Source organism: Mesorhizobium koreense (assembly GCF_031656215.1).
In the GTDB taxonomy this organism is placed as follows: domain Bacteria; phylum Pseudomonadota; class Alphaproteobacteria; order Rhizobiales; family Rhizobiaceae; genus Mesorhizobium_L; species Mesorhizobium_L koreense.
This window is the reverse complement of record NZ_CP134228.1, coordinates 2,333,130-2,355,767: the sequence shown is the minus strand read 5'-3', so window position 1 is coordinate 2,355,767 and position 22,638 is coordinate 2,333,130. Positions and strand designations below refer to the sequence as shown.

Below are 22,638 nucleotides of genomic sequence, written 5' to 3'. Positions count from 1 at the left end.
GAAGCAAGCGGCATGAGCGTCATCGCCACCGGCAAGCCGATCGACGAGAAGGAAATGATCGCCGAGGCGGAGCGCGCCCTCGCCGACATCGCTCGCGTCAAGGAAGGTGTCGGCAAGGTCATCTTCGGCCAGGCCGGCGTGGTCGAACGTGCGCTGGTGACGTTGTTCGCCGGCGGTCACGGGCTGCTGGTGGGCGTTCCCGGCCTCGCCAAGACCAAATTGGTCGAGACGCTCGGCATCGTGCTCGGCCTCGATGCAAGGCGCATCCAGTTCACGCCCGATCTGATGCCCTCCGACATACTGGGCTCGGAAGTGATGGAGCAGGATGCGAAGGGGAAGCGCTCCTTCCGTTTCATCCACGGGCCGGTTTTCGCACAGCTTCTGATGGCCGACGAGATCAACCGCGCCTCGCCGCGCACGCAGTCCGCACTCCTGCAGGCCATGCAGGAATACCATGTGACCGTGGCCGGCGCCCGACACGACCTACCCTCGCCCTTCCATGTGCTTGCCACCCAGAACCCGCTCGAGCAGGAAGGCACCTACCCGCTGCCCGAAGCGCAGCTCGACCGCTTCCTCATGCAGATCGACATCCTCTATCCCGAACTGGAAGCGGAACGACGCGTGCTCCTGGAAACCACCGGCGTCGAGGAAGCGAAGGCTGCAAACGTCCTTTCCGCCGAACGGCTGAAGGAGATCCAGCTTCTGGTCAGGCGCATGCCGGTGCCCGAAAGCGTGGTGACGGCCATTCTCGATCTTGTCCGCTCGGCCCGTCCCGGCCAGGGCAACGCCGAGACCGACAGGCATGTCGCCTGGGGGCCCGGTCCGCGCGCCAGCCAGGCGCTGACGCTCTGTGCTCGTGCCCGCGCACTCTATGACGGAAGGCTGGCGCCCTCGATCGACGATGTGCGCGCATTGGCGGAGCCTGTCATGCAGCACCGCATGGCGCTTACCTTCGCCGCCCGCGCCGAAGGCATGAACGTACGCGATGTGGTGGCGCGGCTGGTGAAAGGCATGTGATGGCGCGTATCGGCGAGGCGACCGCTCCTGCCCTTACCAGCGACGCTCTAGCCCGCGGCCGCTCGCAAGCGGCGCTCGTGCCCGACCTGCTGGTCGAGGCCCGTCGTGTCGTCAACACCGTGATCGCCGGCTGGCACGGCAGGCGCAAGCGCGGCATCGGCGAAAATTTCTGGCAGTTCCGCCCTTATGTGGAGGGCGAGCCCGTCTCGCGCATCGACTGGCGTCGCTCGGCACGCGACGACCACATTTATATTCGTGACCGCGAATGGGAAGCCGCACATACGGTCTGGCTGTGGGCCGACAATTCGCCGTCCATGCTCTTCAAATCGGCCAATGCGCTCGTTTCCAAGGAATCCCGGGCGCTCGTCCTGACCCTCGCCCTGGCCGAACTCCTGTCGCGCAGCGGCGAGCGCATCGCCTGGCCGGGGCTTACCGACCCCTTCAACGCGCGCGACGGCGCCGAGCGGCTGGCCGCACACCTCACGCATGCGCCGGACCGCCCCGGCCGGCCCGACCTGAGTGCCGTCCGCCGCTTTTCCGACGTCGTGCTCGTCGGCGACTTCCTCGACGCGGTCGAGGAAACGCAAGCCTGGCTGGAAGTGCTGGCCGGACGCGGCGCCCGCGCGCATCTCGTCGAAGTGGCTGATCCGGTCGAGGAGAGCTTTCCCTATGCCGGCCGCACCGAATTCCGCGATCCCGAAACCGGTGAAAAGCTGACCGCCGGTCGCGCCGAGATGCTGCGCGAGGACTATGCCCGCCTCTATCAGGCCCGGCGCGACGAGCTTGCCCGCTGGGCGACACGGCTCGGCTGGAGCTACACCGTCAATCATACCGACCGACCCGCTTCCGAAGCACTGGTGCGCGTTCATCTGGCGCTCTCCGCCGATGCCGGCCTCGCCGAACGGGCGCACGCATGAGTTGGCTCGCTCTCTCGTTCGGGCAGCCGCTCGTCCTCTTCGGGCTGGCGGCATTGCCCGTCATCTGGTGGCTGCTCCGGGCAACACCGCCCCGGCCGCAGGACGAGGTCTTTCCGCCGCTCCGCATCCTCGCGCGCGTCCTGAAGCGCGAGGAGACGCCGGAGCGCAGTCCATGGTGGCTGACGCTGCTGCGCCTCCTGATGGCCGCGCTGATCATTCTTGCGCTGGCCGATCCAGTTATCAATCCGCGCGAGAAATTGCCCACCAAGGCGAGTGCGCTTGCCATGGTCATGGACAATGGCTGGGCCTCGGCGCCCGATTGGGACAAGCGCGTCGCCACCGCCGCCCGGCTGATCGCGGACGCGGGCGACAGGAACGAACCCGTCATGCTCGCCTTCACCGCCGAAAAGCCGAATGCCGAGATTGGCCCCTTCGATGCGAAGACAGCCGAGGACAGGTTGCGCGCGGCAAAGCCCCGCCCGATCCCCGTCGACCGCGCTTCCGTCTATGGCCGCGTCGCCGCAGCAATTCATCAGTTTCCAGGCGCACGGCTCGCCATCCTATCCGACGGGCTGGCAACCAAGGGCGACGAGGCCGCCTTCAAGGCCATTCTGGGCGAGAATGAAAGCGGATTGGTCTGGGCGGCACCAGACAGGCTGACGACGCTCGGCCTGACGGCCGCGGATAACCAGCCCGACGCCTTCGCGGTCACCGCCGTCCGCGCTGAAAACGACAAGGGCCCGCGCCAGGCGACGATCGGCGCCTTCGACACCAAGGGCCGTCGCATCGCCGATGCGACGCTCACCTTCGCGCCCGGCGCCTCGAAGGCGACCGGCAAGGTCCCGGTCCCCTTCGAACTACGCAACGATTTCACCTCGATCGCCATCGACGGCCAGCGTCAGGCCGGCGCGATGCGTGTTCTGGACGACAGTTCCAGGCGCCGACGTGTCGGCCTTCTCTCTCAGGCCGATTCCAACGACCTTGCCCAGCCGCTCCTGTCGCCGCTCTATTACATCAGCCGGGCGCTCAGGCCCTTCGCAGATCTCATCGAGCCGAAAGACCAGGACCTGGCCAAAGCCATTCCCGAATTGATCGACCAGAAGCCGGCGATGATCGTCATGGCGGATATCGGCACGCTGCCGCCGAGCGCGCGCCAGAAGTTGATCGGCTGGTTGAAGGATGGCGGCACGCTGGTGCGTTTCGCAGGACCCCGGCTGGCGGCGGTGACGGAGAACGACGAGGAACTTCTACCCGTGCCGCTCAGGCTTGGCGAGCGCTCGCTCGGCGGCGCTTTGTCGTGGACCAAGCCGCAGCCGGTGGCGAAATTCCCCTCGATCGGTCCGTTCTCCGAACTCTCGGCACCTCAGGACGTGACCGTCAACCGGCAGGTACTGGCCGAGCCGACACCGGATCTGGCCGACCACACATGGGCTAGCCTCGCTGACGGCACCCCGCTCGTCACCGGGGCAAAGCGCGGCAAGGGCACGCTCGTCCTTTTCCATGTAACGCCGGAAGCGACCTGGTCGAACCTGCCGATCTCCGGCAGCTTCGTCGAGATGCTGCACCGTATCGCCTCCCTCTCCCGCAATCAGGGCGCTATAACGAACGGTGCCGGTGAAACCGCACAGAGCGCCTTGCCGCCCTATCGCATGGTCGCTGCCGACGGGACGCTCGGTCCGCCGTCGCCCGACGCCCGGCCGCTGGAGCGGGGCAATGCCGCCGCGCCCGTCACGATCGAGAATCCGCCCGGGCTCTATGGCGGCGAGGACGGCGTCGTGGCGCATAATCTGCTTGACGCCGACACAAAGCTCGTCCCGCTCGAGCGACCCGCTACTTCGCTTCCCGTCACGGAAGTCGCTTATGCGCTCGACCAGTCGCGCGCTCTGAAAGGCTCCTTCCTCCTCGCCGCCCTTATCCTGATGATCCTCGACGCGCTGGCCGTGCTGTGGCTGGGCGGCCTCTTCAGCCGCCGCCCCCGCAAAGCCGCTTCCGCTTCGGCCGCCGCATCGCTCTTCGCGTTCGCGATCGTGGGCGGTCTGCTCATGGCCGCATCCGGCCATGCCTTTGCCGACGACACCAAGCCCGGTGACCAGGTAGCGATCGATGCGGTTTCCAAGACCCGCATCGCCTATGTCATCACCGGCGACAAGGAAATAGACGATATCAGCCGCGCCGGCTTGCTTGGCTTGTCCCGCTTCCTGATCGAGAAGACGGCTCTGGAGCCGGGCGACCCCGCTGGCGTGGATATCGCCAAGGACGAACTTTCCTTCTACCCGCTGATCTACTGGCCAATCGACGCCCGAGCGGCAATGCCGTCCGAAGACGCCATCGCCCGTATCGATGCTTATATGAAGCAGGGCGGCACGGTGCTGTTCGACACGCGGGACCAATTCACCAACGGCCTCGACGCGAGTAACGTCAGCCCCGCCACCGAGCGCCTGCGCGACATCCTCTCCAACCTCAACGTGCCGCCGCTGGAGCCCGTGCCGCCCGACCACGTACTGACGAAATCGTTCTATATCCTGCCGGAATTCCCCGGTCGCTATGACGACGGCCCACTCTGGGTGGAGGCCTCCGCCGAAGCGAAGAGTAGCGCCAACCGTCCGGTCCGCACCGGCGACGGCGTTTCGCCTATCCTGATCACCGGCAACGATTTCGCCGGCGCCTGGGCCATCGACGACAACGGCAATCCGATGTTTCCGACCGTGCCCGACGACCCGATGCAGCGCGTCTATGCCTACCGCGCGGGCGTCAACATCATGATGTACATGCTGACCGGCAACTACAAATCCGACCAGGTGCATGTGCCCACCCTCCTCGAAAGGCTGGGGCAATGAACTGGTCCGTCAGCTTCGAACCGCTCATCCCGTGGGTCTGGATCGCCGCCGGCCTGGTGCCGCTCCTCATCCTTGCCTGCGTTGGCCTCTTTCTGCGCCGGCGCGGCGCGTGGCTGAGGCTGCTTGCCTTCCTCGCATTGGCGCTCGCGCTGGCCAATCCGGTTCTCCTGGATGAGCTGCGCGACCCGCTGAAAAGCGTCGTCGCGCTGGTCGTCGACAAGAGCCAGAGCCAGGACATCGGCGATCGCGCCAAAATGACGGACGCCGCCGTCGAGGAACTGAAGGCCCGGCTCGCTCGCTTCAAGCAGTTCGACGTGCGCGTCGTCGAGGCCGGCCGTTCGCCTAAGGCCGACGAACGCGCTGAGACGAGGCTCTTCGCCGCGCTCGACAGCACCTTCCGCGATGTACCGCCCTCGCGCATCGGCGGCGCCATCATGGTGACCGATGGCGAGGTCCACGACATACCGGGGAAGGCAGGTTCTTTCCCGGCGCCGCTTCATGCGCTGATAACAGGCCGCGCGGACGAGCGCGACCGCCGCATCTTCTTCCAGAAGGCGCCGCGTTTCGGTATCGTCGGCAAGCCGCTGGAACTGACCTATAAAATCACCGATACGGCCGGCGGCGACGGCACCGTCAATGTCCGCGTGTCCGTGAATGGTGAGACGGTGTCGTTCGACCAGGCGCGGCTCGGCCACGAGACGCCGATCTCCATCCAAGTGCCGAATGCCGGCCGCAACATCATCGAATTGTCGGTGGCTGCCGTTCCGGGCGAGATCAGTACGACCAACAACCACACGATCGCGCTGGTGGACGGTATCCGCGAGAATTTGCGCGTGTTGCTCGTCTCCGGCGAACCGCATGCCGGCGAGCGCACCTGGCGCAACCTGCTGAAATCGGACGCCTCGGTCGACCTCGTCCACTTCACCATCCTGCGCCCACCGGAAAAGCAGGACGGCACGCCGATCAACGAATTGTCGCTGATCGCCTTCCCGACACGCGAGCTTTTCGTCGAGAAGATCGAGGATTTCGACCTCATCATCTTCGACCGCTACCAGCACCGCGACGTGCTGCCGATCCTCTATTACGACTACATCGCTCAGTACGTGGAAAACGGCGGTGCGCTCCTGATCGCAGCAGGCCCCGAATATGCCGGCGAGAATTCGATCGCGCGAACGCCGCTGATTTCGGCTCTCCCCGCCCTGCCGACCGGCGACATCATCGAAAAGGGCTTCTATCCGCGCCTGACCGAGACCGGCAAGCGCCATCCGGTCACGCGCGGGCTGGAAGGCTCCGGCTCCGAGCCGCCGCATTGGGGCCGCTGGTTCCGCGATATCGTCGTCGACCATCCCCAGGGCGAAGTGGTGATGAAGGGTCCCGACGATCAGCCGCTTCTCATCCTCGACCGCAAGGGCAAGGGCCGGGTCGGCATGCTCTTGTCCGACCAGGGCTGGCTATGGTCACGCGGCTATGAGGGCGGTGGCCCGGACGTGGCGCTCTACCGGCGCGTGGCGCACTGGCTGATGAAGGAGCCGGATCTCGAGGAAGAGCGCCTGACGGCAGACGGTTCCGGCATGACGCTCAACATCCGCCGCCAGACCATGAGCGACGATCCGGGTGACGCGCGCGTCATCACGCCTTCGGGCAAGAAGCTGACGGTGAAGCTTTCCAAGTCCGAGCCGGGCGTATTCACCGGCAGCGTCGATACCGACGAGATCGGCCTCTACCAGATCGGCAATGGCGACCTGACCGCGCTCGCCCATGTCGGCCCCGTCAATGCGCCCGAATTCGCCGATCCGGTCTCCACGACCGAAAAGCTCCGCCCCTTCGCCGAAGCGACCGGCGGCAGCGTCAGGCGGCTCGCCGACCAGTCCGGCAATATGAACCTTCCCGGCATCGTTCCGGTGCGCAGTTCCGGCGACGCCTCCGGCCGCGACTGGATCGGCTTGAGGACCACCGGCGACAGTGTCCTGAAAGCCGTCGATCGCGTGCCGCTCTTCGGCGGCTTCCTCGGCCTGGCGCTGCTGCTCTTCGCCATGGGCGCCATGTGGTACCGCGAAGGGCGATAGGCTGGCCACCAACCGCAGGGGCGCCGGCTACACCACCGCCCGCGCCCTGTTCTCGTGGTCGAGCATGCCGGTCAGGGCTGCTACTGCGCCCGGCGCGATCTCGTGCGCCAGCAAGCGATTGAGATCGACGGGGCCGGGCATCGACAATTGTCCGCGCGGCACGCGCTGGAAGCCGAGCGGCCCGTAATAGGGCTCGTCCCCCACCAGCACGACGGCGCCCGCGCCGGCCTTCGCCGCCGCATCGAGCGCCATCGCCACCAGGCGCCGGCCGATACCGATATTCTTCCACTCCGGCCTGACCGCAAGCGGGCCGAGAAGCAGTGCCCTGCCCTTCCCCGCCGCCACCCATGTCATGCGCACCGAGCCGATCACGGTTTCACCCTGCATGGCAACAAAGGAAAGCGCGCGCTCGTGCGGTCCGCCTTCGCGGATGCGATAGGCCGCGCGAGTGTAGCGACCGGGGCCGAACGCCTCTTCGTTGATTTCGTCGATTTGGGAGTCGTGAGCCGCCTGCTCCTGCAGGTAGGCGAAATCGGTTGCCTTCATGGTCGATCGGTTCCGGTTCGAGAACGAGTTGTACAGATGGTTCGGCGCAGCACACGCCGGCGCCGGGTCAGGCGCGGGCTCGTCGTCGCTCGAAACGGATGGTGACCAAGGCTCTTCCTCCAAGGAGTTCCCCGCTAGACGATTTTGGCGTCGCGCGCAATCGTCATCTGCATGAAATTGACGGCGGCCCCCGCCGAGAACGGACTGTTCAGGAACCGAAGGGTTGGGCTCGCCGCACCGCCGGCCTAAATGCTTGGAGGAGAAACCAAGGATATTGTCATGGGACTTCTGGTCGACGGTGTTTGGACGGATAAATGGTATGATACGAAATCGACCGGCGGCCGCTTCGAACGGTCGGAGGCGCCCTGGCGCGATTTCGTCACGGTGGACGGCAGCCCGGCGCCCGGCCGGACACGCGGCTTCAAGGCCGAGCCCGGCCGCTATCATCTCTACGTTTCGCTCGCCTGTCCCTGGGCGCACCGCACGCTGATCTTCCGCAAACTGAAGAAGCTGGAGGACGTCATTACGGTTTCCGTCGTGCATCATTTCATGGGCGAGAACGGCTGGACCTTCAAGCGTGAGGAAGGCGCGACCGGGGACACGCTTTACGGCCTCGACTATCTCCATAAGGTCTACACCAAGGCCGATCCGCACTATTCCGGCCGCGTCACCGTTCCGGTCCTGTGGGACAAAAAGGAGGAAACCATCGTCAACAACGAATCCTCCGAGATCATCCGCATGCTGAACTCGGCTTTCGACGAATGGGGCGACCGTTCGCTCGACCTCTATCCGGCCGCCCTCCGCGCCGAGATCGACGCGGTCAACGCGCTCATCTATCCGGCGATCAACAACGGCGTCTACCGCGCCGGCTTCGCCACCACGCAGGAAGCCTATGAGGAAGCCTTCGATGCCCTTTTCGCCACGCTCGACAAGATCGAAGAGCGGTTGTCGCGGCAGCGCTATCTGGTCGGCGGCCACTTCACCGAAGCCGACTGGCGGCTGTTCACGACGCTCGTCCGCTTCGACCCGGTCTATGTCGGTCACTTCAAGTGCAATCGGCAGCGCATCGCCGACTATCCGAACCTGTCGAACTACCTGCGCGACCTCTATCAGGTGCCGGGCGTGGCGGGGACGGTGAGCCTCTACCACATCAAGCACCATTATTACGAAAGCCATCCGACGATAAACCCGACGCGGATCGTGCCGAAAGGACCGACGCTCGACTACGCGGCCGCGCACGACCGCAACCGTTTCAGGAAGGCGGCGTAGGGAAATCAGGGAGCGAAACACTTTCGTTTCAGTAGGTTCACGCGCTTGCATGAATCATTATCTGAGCGGCAGGGCGCAACCCTCCCCGCCTTTTTCCTTGCAAGACGTTCCCGCCTTGTCTATTGAAACCGCCATGAATACGCGCCGCGCCCTGCCTTCATCGTCGTCCGTTGCCTTCGCGACGGCGACCGTTCGCGCGCTTTCCTCGACGCTGCTTCTTCTCGGCCTTATCGGCGACCGTCGGGCTCGTTAAACAGGAGCACCCGGCGGTCGATGCGACGCCGACGCTCCTCCACAGAACCCGTTCAAGCAAGATCATAAGGCGATGCTGGGGCTTCGAGGCCCGCGCGCCGGAGGAAAGAGATGAACCAGCACGAGAAGATCGTCCGCGCCAAGGGCATGCCGGACGCCGCCCGCAAATACCAGCCCTACCCGACCATTTCCCTTTCCGACCGCACTTGGCCGGACAGGATCATCGATCATGCGCCCATCTGGTGCTCCGTCGACCTGCGTGACGGCAACCAGGCGCTCATCGACCCGATGGGGCACGACCGCAAGGCACGTATGTTCCAGTTGTTGCTGGACATGGGCTTCAAGGAGATTGAAGTCGGCTTCCCCTCCGCCTCGCAGACCGATTTCGACTTCGCCCGTTGGTGCGTTGAGGAAGGCAATGTTCCCGACGACGTCGATCTCCAGGTGCTCGTCCAATGCCGTCCCGAACTGATCGCGCGTACCTTCGAGGCGTTGGAAGGCGCGAAGACGCCCATCGTGCATTTCTACAATTCGACCAGCGAGTTGCAGCGGCGGGTTGTCTTCGAGAAAGACGTCGCCGGAATCAAGCAGATCGCCACCGACGCCGCCAAGATGATCACAGACATGGCGGCGAAAAGCGGTGGCGGCTACCGTTTCCAGTATTCACCGGAAAGCTTCACCGGCACCGAACTGGAGGTGGCGCTGGAGATCTGCAACGCGGTGGCGGAGATCGTGAAGCCGACGCCGGAAAACAGGCTCATCATCAACCTGCCTTCGACCGTCGAGATGGCCACACCCAACACCTATGCCGACCGCATCGAGTGGATGTGCCGCAACCTCGACAACCGCGAGAGTTTGATAATCTCGCTGCATCCGCATAACGATCGCGGCACCGGCATCGCCACCACCGAACTCGGCCTGATGGCCGGCGCCGACCGCGTCGAGGGCACGCTGTTCGGCAATGGCGAGCGCACCGGCAACGTCGATATCGTGACGCTGGCGCTCAACATGTACACGCAGGGCGTCGATCCGATGCTGGATTGCTCCGACATCACCCGGATGAAGGACATCTACGAATATTCGAACCAGCTCCGCATCCCCGAACGCCACCCTTATGTCGGCGAACTGGTCTACACGGCCTTTTCCGGCTCGCATCAGGACGCGATCAACAAGGGCATGAAGGCCGCGCAGAAGGCCAACAACACGCTTTGGGAAGTGCCTTACCTGCCGATCGATCCCAAGGATGTCGGCCGCAGCTACGAGGCGATCATCCGCATCAACTCGCAATCGGGCAAGGGCGGCATCGCCTATATCCTGCAAGCGGATTACGGGCTGAACCTGCCGCGTGGCCTGCAGGTCGAGTTCAGCCAGTCGATCCAGGCCATTACCGACGCGGAAGGCAAGGAACTTCCCTCGAAGCGCATCCACGAGGAATTCCTGAAGCACTATGTCGACCAGCCCGGCGCCCGGCTGAAATTCGTCGAGCATCGCACCTTCCCCACGCAGATCAGAGGTCAGAGAATCGTGGAGGCCACCGTCATCGACGGCGGCAAGGAGATAACGATTTCCGGCACCGGCACCGGGCCGATCGACGGTTTCGTCGACGCGCTTTCGCGCCATGTCGGCATTCCCTTCTCCATCCTCGACTATTCCGAGCATTCCATGCAGCGCGGCTCCAACGCCGCCGCGATCTCCTACATGGAGGTGGAATATCCGGACGGACGTGTCTTCGGAGCCGGCATCAACACCAATATTTCCGCCGCGTCGCTGGAGGCGGTGGTTTCGGCGGTCAATCGCATCCTTTCGCGTGGCCAAGGCTGATTTCATGCCCTTCCTTTCTCCCTTCAACCGGGAGAAAGGAACGTGAACATCGTGGCAAACCCCGCAGGCTTATGTTAATGATCCATTAACTGTGTGCTGCGGAGTTTTCCTATGGCTGATGCCGAGGCCAGCGTAACGCCCATAGACCAGGCGCGAAGGCTCAACGACGCCGTCCGCGAGGTGAAGAACGCGGCCGCCGACCGCGATGACGTCGTCGTGGAGATCCGCGAGGCGAGCCGTGTGCGGCTAGAATTGCTGGCGCAGGAATTGCAGCCGGTGTTCGACGCGGTTCCAGCCGACAATGACTGGTTCGACTTCGCCATTTCCTCCGGTCTCCAGCCGAGGCTGTGGATCGACGCCATCAGCCATGTCACGCTCGCGCGCGACCGCCGCACCTACCGTTTCCTAGCCGATACTAGGCTCGGGCGGACGGTGCTTGCCGAAGCGCCCGAGATCAAGCCGGTCGCCGATCAGGTGACCCGCTATATCGCCGAGCGCATGGTCGAACGCCAGCGTCTTGTCGAGGGAACGGTCGAACCGGTCGCCCGGCTGGCGGAGCGCGCGAAATGGGGCAGTGTCTACCGGCCGCGCCGGGGGTGGCGGGCATTCCTCCACGGCGCCCTCCTGGTCATCGCCGGCGCCCTGGTCGGACTGGCCTTTGCCGCGGCCTTCTTCTGGGACCGGCTCGCCGAATTGGGGATAGGCTTCTAAGGAAACCCATCAAGGACGACCGACGGACTTATCGAGCGGTCTCTACGCCCGAAGAAGCACCTTGTGCGGCTTGTGCGATAGGTACTCGGAGGATATCTCCGTCACTGTCGCCGTTGGCCCGGTGACGCCCCGGCGTGTCAGGCGGATTGCCCAGTCCTTGCCGTCGCGGTCGATGTCGATCAGATTGTATTGCGCCAGCGGTCGCCGCGAGCCGAAGGCTTCCCCCGCCGCAGCCACGCCGACCACCGGAATATCCTCGCCATGGCCGGGAATGCGGTAAAGCGTGGGTTCGTGCGTGTGACCATGGAGCACGAGTTCGGCGCCATGCACCCTGACCGTACGCTGGAACAGCGATATGCCGAACAGCCGCTTGTGGGCAGCGGCCGAACCGCGCACCGGCGGATGGTGGATCATGACGACGCGAAAGAGCCCCTTCCGGCCCGCCGTGTCGAGCAGCGCGCCAAGCCGTGCCGCCTGCGCTGCACGGAAATAGCCCGTCGCCATGAAGGGAGCGCTGGCCCTTGCGGAAGACACGCCGATGAGCGCGACATCCCCGCGCACACGCATATAGGGAAAGTGGCGGCGGAAATCCGTCATCGGCATATCGCCGTCGCCGATCATCCATGGGCTCCATGCCCGGCAGGCCTTGTCGAGCGCGCCTGGAACATAGGCGTCGTGATTGCCGGGAATGAGGGAGACGTCGTGCGGAGGCCCCAGAACCTCCAGCCACAGCCGCGCCATCTCGATTTCGCGGTCCAGCGCCAGATTGACGAGGTCGCCGGTGACCGCGATGTGATCGGGCTCCGCAGCCTTCATGTCGCCGACGATCGCGTCGAGGATGGAATCGCGCATATGCCGGCGGCGGCTGCGCTGCCAGTTGACATAGCCCGTAATTCTCTTGGATGCGAGTTCGCGGTAGTCTACATCGGGCAAGGGACCCAGATGGACGTCGGAAATATGCGCCAGCCGAAACATCATAAACCCTTACGCCACGCAACCGCCCCGCACCAGCCTTTTGCCGCAGCGCGATCGATATGAAAGCGGATGTGTTCCGCCAGACGGGCTGGCGCGGGGTCAGGGCGAAGCTCTTCCATGGCTATTTCCTTCTATCGCGGCCGATGACATTCGGGGTCCGCGCCATCGTCCATGACCGTAACGGGCATAAGGTCTTCCTGATCCGTCACACTTACGTGCCCGGCTGGCATCTGCCGGGCGGCGGCGTGGAGAAGGGCGAAACGGCCTTCCAGGCGCTTGCACGCGAGCTTGCCGAAGAAGGCAACCTGCAGCTTGTCGCCCCCCCTCTCCTGCGCTCGCTGCATTTCAACCGGCACGCCAGCCCCCGCGACCACGTGGCTCTCTTTCTGGTCGAGGATTTTCGCCAGCATGCGGCGAAGATAGCCGATCACGAAATCGCGGAGGCCGGATTCTTCGCCATGGACGACCTTCCGGAGATGACCACGCCCGGCACCCGTCGTCGGCTGGCGGAAGCCTTCGACGGCGCGCCGATCTCGGAATATTGGTAATTTCGGGTGCATGGACCCGCGTTTCCGCTTGCCCATTGGCCAAGGCTGGAAAATACTGCGGATACAGGTTGCTGCCCGCGTTTGCCGCAATGTCGCCGCGTCCATCGGCATAACAGGCAGAAGATGGAGATCAGCCGGGGTGGGCGATGTTCCATCCATGAAACAACAGAAGCTTTCGACGTTGATCGAAGCCGTCCGTGTTGTGACCGGGAAAAGAAACGTATGGCGGCGCTTCGCCCGTTTACTTTACCGCCAACGGGCATCTCTGCGCGACGCCGAATGCTTGCTTTGAACTGAATGAGGGATTAACCACTGCGATACGTCGTGAGAGGGGCCCTTTCTCGACAAACAAAATTTAGGTGGCGAGTAAAGGGATTGGTTAACCAAGCTTGTCGATAATTTTAGATCAGTCGGCCATCGGTGGCGGGCGCAGAGGCGCTTGGCCTGTCTCCGCCGCACGCGGGAATGCGGCGGCCAGAACCGATTGTCTGCGCGTAACGAGTAAAGTTCGATTGGCTGGTATGGCGTACGCAAGCGACACGATCTGGGACGATTATCCCCGCGGAAATCCAAGTCTCCGCCTCCCTTCGATCCGCACGAGCTGGCTGGTCTCCGGCGCGGCCGTATTGGGGCTGGGCGTAGCGCTCGCGGGCTGGTCGCTCGCCACGGTAGCCGCGGTGCACAGGATGGAGACATCGCTCTCCTCCACGCCGACCCTTTTGCCGGAAAGTGCTTTCGCGCCCGGCGCGGTCGCCCTTTTCGATCCCGCCCATCGCGTCGGGCATGTCAGCGACAGGATCCGGCAGCGCCTGGCCGGGCACGCGACCCCCGCCGTCCAAGCCTCTTCTTCCGCCAATCGAACGGAAACAAGCCTCCACCCGAAATCCGCGCGGATAAGCACCCCCTCCCTGATACAGGAGCCCGTGTCGGAGCGGATAGCATCGCACATGCCCCTCCAGGAACGTTTCGGCGAGGCCCGGTCCGAGGCGGCGGCGATCGCGCATCAGCGGGGATCGGCTTTCATCCGCTCTCGTCTGGAAGCGGCCGGGTCCGTCAAATCGACACGCGTGGCTCTGGCTTCTATCGCCAGGCCCGCCGTCGAACAGACTGCTCCAGCGGCAAAAGAGGCGGTTGCGCTTCCCGACAAAGTCGCGCTCATCCCACAGATCCCGTCGGACAGCCGTTTCGCGCATGAAGTCGCCGAAGCCGTCCCGGCTCTGCTGCGCGATGCGCCGTTGACCGGCCGCTTCGGCCCGCGCACCGACAATGCGGAGAAGCCCTCGAAGATTGCCCTCGCCGTCATCGATGCGGAACTGGGCGACGGGGAAAGCATCTCTTCGCCGCCGCTCCCGAGTGCGCCGCCGGCACATAGCGCGCCGGCTATTTCCGACGACGCGGCGGATGACGCCGACACGCGGGCTGACGCTCCTGTTGCCGAAGGCATTCCCGACAGCGTGCCGCTGCCGACATGGCGCCCCGAATGGGAAAAGCCGGCGCCAGCGGCGCGGCCCGAGCGGGCTCCGTCGCACTCGCCCAATACCATGACGGCCTATGCCAAGCCCGACGATGCCGAGGACACCGCCCCGATGTCGGGCCTGGCGAAGCTCTTCCAAAGGAAGCCTCATCTTCCCGGTGCCGGAAGCGGGGTAGCCGTCTACGATGTCCGCAACGCGGTCGTGTACATGCCGAACGGCGACAAGCTTGAAGCGCATTCCGGCCTCGGCCAAATGGTTGACAAGCCACGTTACGCATCCGTCAAAAATCGCGGCCCAACGCCACCGAACACCTATAAGCTCGTCTTGCGTGAACGGCGTTTCCATGGCGTCGAGGCCATCCGGCTGCTCCCGGTCAACGGCGAGAAAAAATTCGGCCGCGACGGCCTTCTGGCCCACACCTACATGTTGCGTGGCGGCCTCGCCCAGTCGAACGGCTGCGTCGTTTTCAAGGATTACAAGCGCTTCCTGAGAGCGTTCAAGCGGGGCAATGTGACCCGCCTGGTGGTCGTTCCGGACCTTTCGCACGCTTCTCCGGCCGTCATCGCGTCGGCGGCGCGCGGCGCGTAAGCCGTTTCGCCCCACGCCTGCATTTCACCGTACCTCAGTCACCGTACCCATCGCGCGACCAGCCGCGCGATGGGCGCGCCAAGGACCAATACGAAAAAGAAGCGCACCGCCTGCAGCGCCATGACCAGCGGCAAGTCGACCTTGCCGCTTGCCGAGGCGATGATGGCGATGGAATCCATGCCTCCGGGGCTTGTCGCCAGATAGGCGGTGAGAAGATCTATCCCGAGTATCCGGCTGAGCATGAAGGCGAGCGCGCAGCAGAACAGGATCAGCGCGACGATCGATGCGGCAATCTGCGGAAGCGCGCGTGCCGCGTGCCGCACCACCTGCCGCGTGAAACTGAGGCCGATCGACCAGCCGATCAGCGCATAGCCCGCCACCAGCAGCCATTCGGGCAGTTGGTAACTCGCATAGCCGCAAAGATGGAGCGCCGTCCCGACAACCATCGGCACCAGCATCGCTCCCGCCGGAACCTTCAGGAACACGCCGAGCGGTACGCCGAGAGCGATCAGCGTCACTGTCCAGGAAAAATTCGTGACGTCGATAGCCGGGAACCAGACGACGGCCGGTGCCGGCACATCGCTCGCTTCGGCGAAGAAGCGCGCCACGATCGCAGCCGCTACGGCAACGAAGATGACGCGCAGATATTGCATGAATGCGACGAGGCGCACATCGGCCCCGAACGCTTCCGCCATCAGCACCATCGCCGTCGCGCCGCCCGGCGAAGCGCCCCAGACGCCGGCGGTTCCTGGCAGCACGTGCCAGCGGCTTATGAGATAGCCGAGCAGGCTGGAGGCCATCAGCACCGACAGCACGACCGGCACGAAGAGCAGCCATTCCTCCCGGAAGGTCGTCAGGATCTGCGGCGTCAGCGCCTGTGCGATAAGAATGCCGACGACCCCCTGCGCGATCCTGTAGAATGCCATCGGGACGCGGACGGTCGCGCCGTTGACACCGGCGACCACGCCGGCTGCCAGTGGCCCGAGAAAGAGCGCCGCCGGGATACCCGCCATCTGCAGGGCGCCGCCTACAACCGCCGAAATCGCGACAATCACCGCCCACTGCGCAACGGCAGGCGTACCCGCCAGACGGGCAGGCGTGATGTCTTCGACGGATTTATCCATAAGGCGGGAATCCCATGGCGCGGACCATGGGCCACCGGGCACTACAATTCAACGGCGGCGCCCCAATGACCGCATCGTTGGGGGAATAACAGCCTGCGAATTGCACTCTGACCGATCCTTGCGCAAAGTGGCCCAGTCTGTTTGCCGCTCAGCGTCTATGACGCATCTTTCATTTCGTGCTCTGCAGGCCCTCCATTGGACCAGACCGAATCCCCGCCCGTGACCCGACCCCGCATCACCGCCCCCGACGGTCTCGAAACGCCGAGACGCCAGTGGGCATGGGCAACGATCATGGTCGGCATCACCCTTGCCGTGCTCGATGGCACCATCGCCAACGTGGCATTGCCGACCATCGCGGCGGATTTCAACGCAAGCCCTTCTGTCTCGATCTGGATCGTCAACGGCTACCAGTTGGCGATCGTCACCACGCTTCTGCCTTTTGCCTCGCTCGGCGAAATATATGGCTACCGGCGCATCTACATCTTCGGTGTCGTCGTTTTCACGGTGTCGTCCCTTGCCTGTGCACTTTCCGGCTCGCTGGAATTGCTTACGGCGTCCCGCATCGTGCAGGGCATCGGCGCCGCCGGCCTTATGAGCGTCAATTCCGCGCTCCTGCGCTACATCGTGCCACGTGTGAAATTCGGCACGGCCATCGGCCTCAACGCTCTCGTGGTCGGCGCCAGTTCGACCATCGGCCCCACGCTCGCCGGATCCATTCTCGCGGTCCTGAGCTGGCCGTGGCTGTTCATAATCAACGTGCCGCTCGGCGTGCTGACCGTCGTCATGGGCTGGCGCAGCCTGCCTGAGAACGACCTCGCCGATCGCCCGTTTGATCTCGCGAGCGCCGTGCTGAGCGCCTTGTCGATCGGCCTTATCGTAACGACGATCGACAGCATCGGCCATGGGCTGTCGCTGACGCTGATCCTTCTACAGGCGGTGCTTTGTGTGCTGACAAGCACGCTGCTGGTCAGGCGGGAACTCGGGATGCGCGACCCGCTCCTGCCGCTCGACCTTCTGAAGGTACCGGTCTTCGCGCTTTCGATCGGGACCTCGATCGCATCCTTCACCGCCCAGATCCTGGCTTATGTCTCGCTTCCCTTCGTCTTCCAGAATATCTACGGCTTCACCCCGGCCGAGGTCGGCATGCTTATCGCCCCATGGCCAGCCGCCGTTGCCATCATGGCGCCGATATCGGGCAAGCTGTCCAACCGTCATTCAACCGCGCTGCTCGGCAGCACCGGCCTCATCCTGCTTGCGGCCGGCCTGCTGCTTCTTGCCTTCCTGCCGCAGCATCCCTCGATAATGGGCATCGCCTGGCGCATGGCGCTTTGCGGCATCGGCTTCGGATGTTTCCAGTCGCCCAACAACCGGACGCTCATCCTGTCGGCGCCGCGCGAGCGCAGCGGCGCCGCGAGCGGCATGCTCGGCACCGCGAGGCTGACGGGCCAGACGATCGGGGCGGCGCTGGTCGCCCTGCTCCTCGGCCGCCTCGGCATCAACGGCGCTACGACGGCGCTGCTTGTCGGCGCGGGCTTCGCCATCCTCGCCGCGATCGTCAGCCTTTCGCGCTACGGCCGGGAAAACCAGGCAATGTATTGAAGGCCGTGGACACCTGACCCCCTCAAGCGAAGGGGACCGATGCAGTTCCCGGCGGCAGCTTCGCCTCGTCGTCCGGTTCGACATGGATCACCACCCGGACACTCGGGATTTCGGCCTTCAGCGCTTCCTCGATCCGGTCGCAGATCACATGGCTGTCGCCGACGCTCATCGCCGCGTCGACAACCAGATGGAATTCTATGAAGGTCGCGCGACCCGCGATCCGCGTCTTCAGATCGTGGACCTCGAGCGCGCCGCCCGCATTGGTCGAGATGATGCTGCGGATACGCATCGACTGCTCGGCATCGACCCCCACATCCATCAGGCCCTGGACGGAAGAGCCAATGACGCTCCAGCCCTGGTAGAGAATATTTATCGCGACCGCGATGGCAAGCAGCGGATCGAGCACCGTCCACCCGGTCGAAACCGCCGCGACAAGCCCGACGATCACGCCAGCGGACGTCCACACATCGGTGAGGAGGTGGCGCCCATCCGCATCGAGCGCCGGCGATCTCTCCCGCCGCCCGGCGCGGATCAGGACCCATGCCCAGCCAGCGTTGAGCACGCCGGCAACCGCGTTGATGGCCAGGCCTGGCCACGGCCGCTCGAGCGGCATCGGAGATTGCAGCGCGAAAAACGCCTCCCGGAAAATGAGAAGCGCGGCGACGATGATAAGCGCCCCTTCGACCACGGCGGAGAGATATTCGGCCTTGTGGTGGCCGAACGGATGGTTCTCGTCCGCCGGCATATGGCTGATGCGGATCGCCCAGAGCGCGAAGAAGGAGGCGATCACGTTGACGATTGATTCCAGCGCATCCGAATAGAGCGCCACGGAATCGGTGATCCACCAGGCGGCGAATTTCAGCGCAAGAACGGCAACCGCCACCGGGATCGACCAGAGGGCGAGCATGGCGACTTTTCGCTTGGCTGTCTCTATTGACCGAGCCGCCATCATCAGCCCCTCGCCCTCCGGTACGGCTACGCCGCTTTTTCCTTCGCCCGGCGCGGCAGATGCGCAACCACATTCTCGATCATCCGCATGCCGGCGTTCTGACCGAGTGTCATGATCGATTCGGGATGGAATTGCACGGCCGCCACCGGCTCCTTTCGATGCTCGAAGGCCATGATGACGCCATCATCCGTCTCGGCGGTAACGACGAAATCCTCGGGCAGAGCGGCCGGATCGGCAAAGATCGAGTGATAGCGCCCGACCGTCACCTCGCCGGGCAGGCCGGAGAATATGACGCCCTCCCTGCTCACCTTGATGCGGGAAGGCTTGCCGTGCATCGGCAGCCGCAACTGCCTGAGCGCGCCGCCATAGGCTTCGGCAAGCGCCTGCAGCCCAAGGCACACTCCGAAGATCGGCAGCCCGCGCCGGCGCGCCATCTCGATCGTCGCCTTGCAGTCGAAATCGGACGGCAGTCCCGGCCCGGGAGAAAGCACGACGAGATCGGGGTTGAGCCGGTCGAAGATTTCCTCCGCGACCGGCGTGCGCACCGTGGTAACCGCCGCGCCCGTCTGGCGGAAATAATTGGCGAGCGTGTGGACGAAGGAATCCTCATGATCGACGAGCAGCACGTTGACCCCGGTCCCGACACGGGCGCCGGCCCGCTCCGGGTTCACCGAATTGCCGGCTCGCGCGTCGCGGATGGCCGCGAGCATCGCCGAGGCCTTGAGTTCGGTCTCGGCCTCCTCGTCCTCCGGCACGGAATCGTAGAGCAGTGTCGCCCCTGCCCGCACTTCGGCGATGCCGTTCTTGATCCGGATCGTTCGCAAGGTGAGGCCCGTATTCAGGTCGCCGTTGAAATGCACCATGCCGATCGCGCCGCCATACCATGCGCGCGGGCTCTTCTCGTTGTTCTCGATGAAGCGCATTGCCCAAAGCTTCGGTGCGCCGGTGACGGTGACCGCCCAGGCATGCGATAGGAAGGCGTCGAAGGCATCCATGCCTTCGCGCAGCCGCCCCTCGATATGATCGACCGTATGGATCAGCCGCGAGTACATCTCGATCTGGCGGCGGCCAATCACCCTGACCGAACCCGGCTCGCAGACCCTCGACTTGTCGTTGCGATCGACGTCGGAGCACATGGTAAGCTCCGACTCGTCCTTCTTGGAATTCAAGAGCTTCAAGATCTGCTCCGAATCCGAAATGGCGTCGTCGCCGCGCTTGATGGTGCCGGAGATCGGGCAGGTCTCTACGCGCCGTCCGTTGACGCGCACGAACATCTCCGGCGAGGCGCCGATCAGATACTCGCGGTCGCCGAGATTGATGAAGAAGGAATAGGGCGACGGATTGATCGCCTTCAGCCGTCGCGCGATCTCCGACGGCTTCCCCTCGCAGCGCTCCAGGAACTTCTGGCCGGGCACCACCTCGAAGAGGTCGCCGCGCAGGAAACTTTCCTTCGCCTTCTCTACCAGCCGCGCATATTCACCGGGCTCATGGTCGGAACGCGGCGGTATCCGGTCGGACGGCTGGAAAGCCGCTGTCGAGCCCTCGCGCGGCAAACCTTCGGTCGTCCAGCCTTGGCCGGCGAAATCGTAGCGATCGAGCCACGCCGCCGCCGAATAATGGTCGACCACGAGAATCTCGTCCGGCAAGTAAAGCACCACATCGCGCTGGTCATCCGGCCGCTCCAGCCTGTATTCGACCGGGTCGAACTGGAAGGCGATATCGTAGCCGAAAGCGCCGTAGAGTCCGAGGTTCGCATCCTCCGGCGATTTGAACAGGGCCACGATCGCGCGCAGCACCGTGAAGATCGTCGGCGCCCGCGAACGCTCCTCCTCGCTGAACACACGGCCGGGCTCGGCAACTTTCAGCGTCGCGACTCCCGCGCCGTTCTCCAGAAGCGTCACCTCTTCCATGGCCTCGACCGCGCCGACGATTGCCGGCAGCATCGCCCTGCCGCGGCCGTTCAGCGCCTCGATCCGCATGGCGCGATCCCGTGCGGTGACGACAATCGGCGGGTCGATGATCGCCGTATCCCATCGCGTATAGCGACCCGGATACTCGTAATTCGAAGAAAAGACGGCGCCACGCCTTGAATCGAGCCCATCGATGAAGCGCTCGATCGCGCCCTCGTAGGGCGTAGCGTGCCGCTCCCGCGTGATCGAGACGCCGCCGGCCGTCACATAGCGCTCGGCTCCGTTTTCGAGACTTTCGATCGTCATTTCCGTATTCCCTTCTGATCTCGCACGGAGCCGGGAAAACAAAATGGCCGCCCGGAGCATCCGTTGCGGCCACCACAATCTTCATACGCACGCGCGTCGACCGGCCGCTGTCAGCAGCCCCACCACCAGACGGTCTTGATCGAAAGCGCAGTCATGGGAATCTCCATACCGGCGTTCAGACGGCATGGCAACTAGAAATGGCGGGGCGGTCACAGGCACCGCCCTCACCTCGCCTTGCAGAAGGAGTCGCGAAACAGACGCGAGGCAACTACCAGTTCCGCCTTTGTGGCACGAGGAGGCGTTACCGCCGCATCATCGTCCGCTCGGATGCCGCCTCGAGCGCCTCGGCGTTGGCTGGCGCAGGGGTAGCCGGCTTGGCGGCGGCACTCTGTGCCGTCTGTTGTGCCGCGGGTGCGGCCGGAGCGGCGGCAGATTTCTGCGGGGCAGCCTGTGCCGGCGCAGGGGAAGCATGGCCACCAAGGAAGCTCTTGAAGACATAGCCTTCCTTGCCTGCATAGGAGACCTTGCACCACCCCTTGCAGTTCAGCACATGCACAGTCGCCTTCCCCGGCACGACGCCGATGGAACGGCTGCCGTTGCTCGGGCCGGCGCGCAATTTGACGGCCGTATGCACCGTGCTCGCATAACCACCCGCAGTATCGCTACTGCCGGCAGTGTCGTTGGCCTCACCAGCCGATGCCTTGGCCGGCACCGAGAGCGGATTGGCATTGACGCCCGGTAACGCAGTCTCCCCGGAAGCATCCTGGGCAGCGGAACCCGCTGGCGGCAATGCCGCCGTCACCGCTTTGTCGACCGGATGCACCGCCTGAGAAGGTGCCGCATAGGCAAGTTTCTTCGGCACTTCCGCCTTAGGGGCTTCCGTTTTAGGGGCCGCCATCTTCGGCTCTTCCGTTGGCACCGGAGCGCTCTGCGGATCGTCCACCTTAGGCGCGGCATCGACTTCATCAGCCTGCGGCTGTGGAGCGGCGGCAACTTTGGCGCCCGACGATTCGCCCCAGCGCGCATTGTCGGGGGCGAGTACCTTCGTTTCTGTCGCGGCGGCACCCGTCGGCGCGACAGCCGCCACCTTTGCCGGAGCCACCGGTGCGGTAACTCGCGCAGCGGTATCCTGACTGGTCGCGGCGCTCGTCTTGGCGGTTTCAGCGGGCGCAGCCGGCACCTGCGCTACCGCCGCCACTGTCGTTTCGGCTTTGGTCGGCGCGGCGGTGTTGGCGACAGCCGCATTCGGACCAGCCGCGAATGTATGCATGAGATAGAAAGCGCCAAGCGCGACACCTGCCAGCAGGGCCAACGCACCGGCGGGCAAAAGCACCCGGCGGCCGAGCGACGGACCTTCCTGCTCGTTGGCGGCCTGGCTCACATAGCGTCCGTCCCAATTGTAGCGGCCGCGCCGACGCGGCCTTGCCGTATCGTTCGCAGCCAATGTCGGATAGCGCTGCGCGCCTGTTTGCGCCGCTCCCACGGCCGGCTGCGGCGCCGGGCGGAAGACTTCGCGTTGCGGAAAACTCAGGAGTTGCTTCTCACCGGCCGTCCTGTCGGAAAGGCTCTGCCATCCCTGCAATGCGCTGTGCTGAAGCGGCGGCGCGTTCCTTGCGGCGTCGGCGGGTTTAAGTCCCTGACTACCTCTCAAATTCCCTACTCCGAACCGGCACTACCGTCGATCAAGCTCCCAGCCCGCCCCTCGATCGTAGTGTCCTTGCTTACCTT

At 64.5% G+C, this 22,638-nt stretch carries 16 protein-coding genes; 10 read left to right on the top strand and 6 right to left on the bottom strand.

Features of this window, described 5'->3' with window-relative positions:
• Window positions 1-12 precede the first annotated feature (12 nt).
• Genes RBH77_RS11130 through RBH77_RS11115 form a run of 4 tightly spaced genes read left to right on the top strand, consistent with a single transcriptional unit; the run spans window position 13 to window position 6,837 of the window.
• Window positions 13-1,017 carry an AAA family ATPase gene (locus tag RBH77_RS11130; protein WP_311032236.1) on the top strand — a complete coding sequence of 335 codons (1,005 nt, stop codon included), beginning with the start codon at window positions 13-15 and terminating at the stop codon, window positions 1,015-1,017.
• Window positions 1,017-1,934, top strand: coding sequence for a DUF58 domain-containing protein (locus RBH77_RS11125; RefSeq protein WP_311032235.1), 918 nt, complete (start codon window positions 1,017-1,019; stop codon window positions 1,932-1,934). The genes RBH77_RS11130 and RBH77_RS11125 overlap by 1 nt, the downstream gene beginning before the upstream one ends.
• Complete coding sequence (locus RBH77_RS11120; RefSeq protein WP_311032234.1) at window positions 1,931-4,771, top strand: DUF4159 domain-containing protein; 2,841 nt, start codon at window positions 1,931-1,933, stop codon at window positions 4,769-4,771. The genes RBH77_RS11125 and RBH77_RS11120 overlap by 4 nt, the downstream gene beginning before the upstream one ends.
• Window positions 4,768-6,837 (top strand): hypothetical protein, encoded by a 2,070-nt coding sequence (locus RBH77_RS11115; protein WP_311032233.1) that lies wholly within the window; start codon window positions 4,768-4,770, stop codon window positions 6,835-6,837. Before RBH77_RS11120 ends, RBH77_RS11115 begins: the two co-directional genes overlap by 4 nt.
• 27 nt (window positions 6,838-6,864) lie before the next feature.
• On the opposite strand, the gene RBH77_RS11110 is transcribed toward RBH77_RS11115, so the two are convergent.
• Window positions 6,865-7,383 (bottom strand): GNAT family N-acetyltransferase, encoded by a 519-nt coding sequence (locus RBH77_RS11110; RefSeq protein ID WP_311032232.1) that lies wholly within the window; start codon window positions 7,381-7,383, stop codon window positions 6,865-6,867.
• 279 nt (window positions 7,384-7,662) lie between these two features.
• Here RBH77_RS11110 and RBH77_RS11105 point away from each other — a divergent pair, with 279 nt between their 5' ends.
• From RBH77_RS11105 to RBH77_RS11095, 3 genes are all read left to right on the top strand, one after another.
• Complete coding sequence (locus RBH77_RS11105) at window positions 7,663-8,652, top strand: glutathione S-transferase family protein (protein WP_311032231.1); 990 nt, start codon at window positions 7,663-7,665, stop codon at window positions 8,650-8,652.
• 363 nt (window positions 8,653-9,015) lie between these two features.
• A complete protein-coding gene (gene leuA / locus RBH77_RS11100) occupies window positions 9,016-10,725 on the top strand; it encodes a 2-isopropylmalate synthase (RefSeq protein ID WP_311032230.1) in 1,710 nt (569 codons plus the stop codon).
• Window positions 10,726-10,836: 111 nt separating this feature from the next.
• Window positions 10,837-11,436: a hypothetical protein gene (locus tag RBH77_RS11095; protein ID WP_311032229.1), complete on the top strand. Its 600-nt coding sequence runs from the start codon at window positions 10,837-10,839 to the stop codon at window positions 11,434-11,436.
• 42 nt (window positions 11,437-11,478) lie between these two features.
• Here the strand turns inward: RBH77_RS11095 and RBH77_RS11090 are convergent, their stop codons facing one another.
• Window positions 11,479-12,411, bottom strand: a complete 933-nt coding sequence (locus RBH77_RS11090) for a metallophosphoesterase family protein (protein WP_311032505.1) — start codon at window positions 12,409-12,411, stop codon at window positions 11,479-11,481.
• Between the two features lie 59 nt (window positions 12,412-12,470).
• Between RBH77_RS11090 and RBH77_RS11085 the strand changes: the two genes are divergently transcribed.
• Complete coding sequence (locus RBH77_RS11085) at window positions 12,471-12,959, top strand: NUDIX domain-containing protein (protein ID WP_311032227.1); 489 nt, start codon at window positions 12,471-12,473, stop codon at window positions 12,957-12,959.
• A gap of 521 nt (window positions 12,960-13,480) precedes the next feature.
• Entirely contained in the window at window positions 13,481-15,022 is a 1,542-nt protein-coding gene (locus tag RBH77_RS11080) for a DUF2778 domain-containing protein (protein ID WP_311032226.1), read from the top strand.
• Window positions 15,023-15,060: 38 nt separating this feature from the next.
• Here RBH77_RS11080 and RBH77_RS11075 read toward each other — a convergent pair whose 3' ends face one another.
• On the bottom strand, window positions 15,061-16,146 hold the full coding sequence (locus RBH77_RS11075) for an AbrB family transcriptional regulator (RefSeq protein ID WP_311032225.1): 1,086 nt from the start codon (window positions 16,144-16,146) through the stop codon (window positions 15,061-15,063).
• A gap of 291 nt (window positions 16,147-16,437) precedes the next feature.
• Between RBH77_RS11075 and RBH77_RS11070 the strand changes: the two genes are divergently transcribed.
• Window positions 16,438-17,745 carry an MFS transporter gene (locus RBH77_RS11070; RefSeq protein ID WP_311032504.1) on the top strand — a complete coding sequence of 436 codons (1,308 nt, stop codon included), beginning with the start codon at window positions 16,438-16,440 and terminating at the stop codon, window positions 17,743-17,745.
• Window positions 17,746-17,767: 22 nt separating this feature from the next.
• On the opposite strand, the gene RBH77_RS11065 is transcribed toward RBH77_RS11070, so the two are convergent.
• The 3 genes from RBH77_RS11065 to RBH77_RS11055 form a co-directional block, all read right to left on the bottom strand.
• The gene (locus RBH77_RS11065) at window positions 17,768-18,694 is read right to left on the bottom strand and encodes a cation diffusion facilitator family transporter (RefSeq protein WP_311032224.1); all 927 of its coding nucleotides are present in this window, start codon (window positions 18,692-18,694) and stop codon (window positions 17,768-17,770) included.
• A 26-nt stretch (window positions 18,695-18,720) separates the two neighbouring features.
• A complete protein-coding gene (locus RBH77_RS11060; protein WP_311032223.1) occupies window positions 18,721-20,910 on the bottom strand; it encodes an anthranilate synthase in 2,190 nt (729 codons plus the stop codon).
• Window positions 20,911-21,211: 301 nt separating this feature from the next.
• Window positions 21,212-22,561 (bottom strand): SH3 domain-containing protein, encoded by a 1,350-nt coding sequence (locus RBH77_RS11055; RefSeq protein ID WP_311032222.1) that lies wholly within the window; start codon window positions 22,559-22,561, stop codon window positions 21,212-21,214.
• Window positions 22,562-22,638 lie beyond the last annotated feature (77 nt).

What these genes read in the sequence shown, in the direction of transcription:
- RBH77_RS11125 (WP_311032235.1), top strand. Translation starts at nt 1,017, where the DNA reads ATGGCGCGTATCGGCGAGGCGACCGCTCCTGCCCTTACCAGCGACGCT.
- RBH77_RS11060 (WP_311032223.1), bottom strand. Translation starts at nt 20,910, where the DNA reads ATGACGATCGAAAGTCTCGAAAACGGAGCCGAGCGCTATGTGACGGCC.
- RBH77_RS11075 (WP_311032225.1), bottom strand. Translation starts at nt 16,146, where the DNA reads ATGGATAAATCCGTCGAAGACATCACGCCTGCCCGTCTGGCGGGTACG.
- RBH77_RS11080 (WP_311032226.1), top strand. Translation starts at nt 13,481, where the DNA reads ATGGCGTACGCAAGCGACACGATCTGGGACGATTATCCCCGCGGAAAT.
- RBH77_RS11070 (WP_311032504.1), top strand. Translation starts at nt 16,438, where the DNA reads ATGGTCGGCATCACCCTTGCCGTGCTCGATGGCACCATCGCCAACGTG.
- RBH77_RS11090 (WP_311032505.1), bottom strand. Translation starts at nt 12,411, where the DNA reads ATGTTTCGGCTGGCGCATATTTCCGACGTCCATCTGGGTCCCTTGCCC.
- RBH77_RS11110 (WP_311032232.1), bottom strand. Translation starts at nt 7,383, where the DNA reads ATGAAGGCAACCGATTTCGCCTACCTGCAGGAGCAGGCGGCTCACGAC.
- RBH77_RS11115 (WP_311032233.1), top strand. Translation starts at nt 4,768, where the DNA reads ATGAACTGGTCCGTCAGCTTCGAACCGCTCATCCCGTGGGTCTGGATC.
- RBH77_RS11095 (WP_311032229.1), top strand. Translation starts at nt 10,837, where the DNA reads ATGGCTGATGCCGAGGCCAGCGTAACGCCCATAGACCAGGCGCGAAGG.
- RBH77_RS11130 (WP_311032236.1), top strand. Translation starts at nt 13, where the DNA reads ATGAGCGTCATCGCCACCGGCAAGCCGATCGACGAGAAGGAAATGATC.
- RBH77_RS11105 (WP_311032231.1), top strand. Translation starts at nt 7,663, where the DNA reads ATGGGACTTCTGGTCGACGGTGTTTGGACGGATAAATGGTATGATACG.
- RBH77_RS11065 (WP_311032224.1), bottom strand. Translation starts at nt 18,694, where the DNA reads ATGGCGGCTCGGTCAATAGAGACAGCCAAGCGAAAAGTCGCCATGCTC.
- leuA (WP_311032230.1), top strand. Translation starts at nt 9,016, where the DNA reads ATGAACCAGCACGAGAAGATCGTCCGCGCCAAGGGCATGCCGGACGCC.
- RBH77_RS11120 (WP_311032234.1), top strand. Translation starts at nt 1,931, where the DNA reads ATGAGTTGGCTCGCTCTCTCGTTCGGGCAGCCGCTCGTCCTCTTCGGG.
- RBH77_RS11085 (WP_311032227.1), top strand. Translation starts at nt 12,471, where the DNA reads ATGAAAGCGGATGTGTTCCGCCAGACGGGCTGGCGCGGGGTCAGGGCG.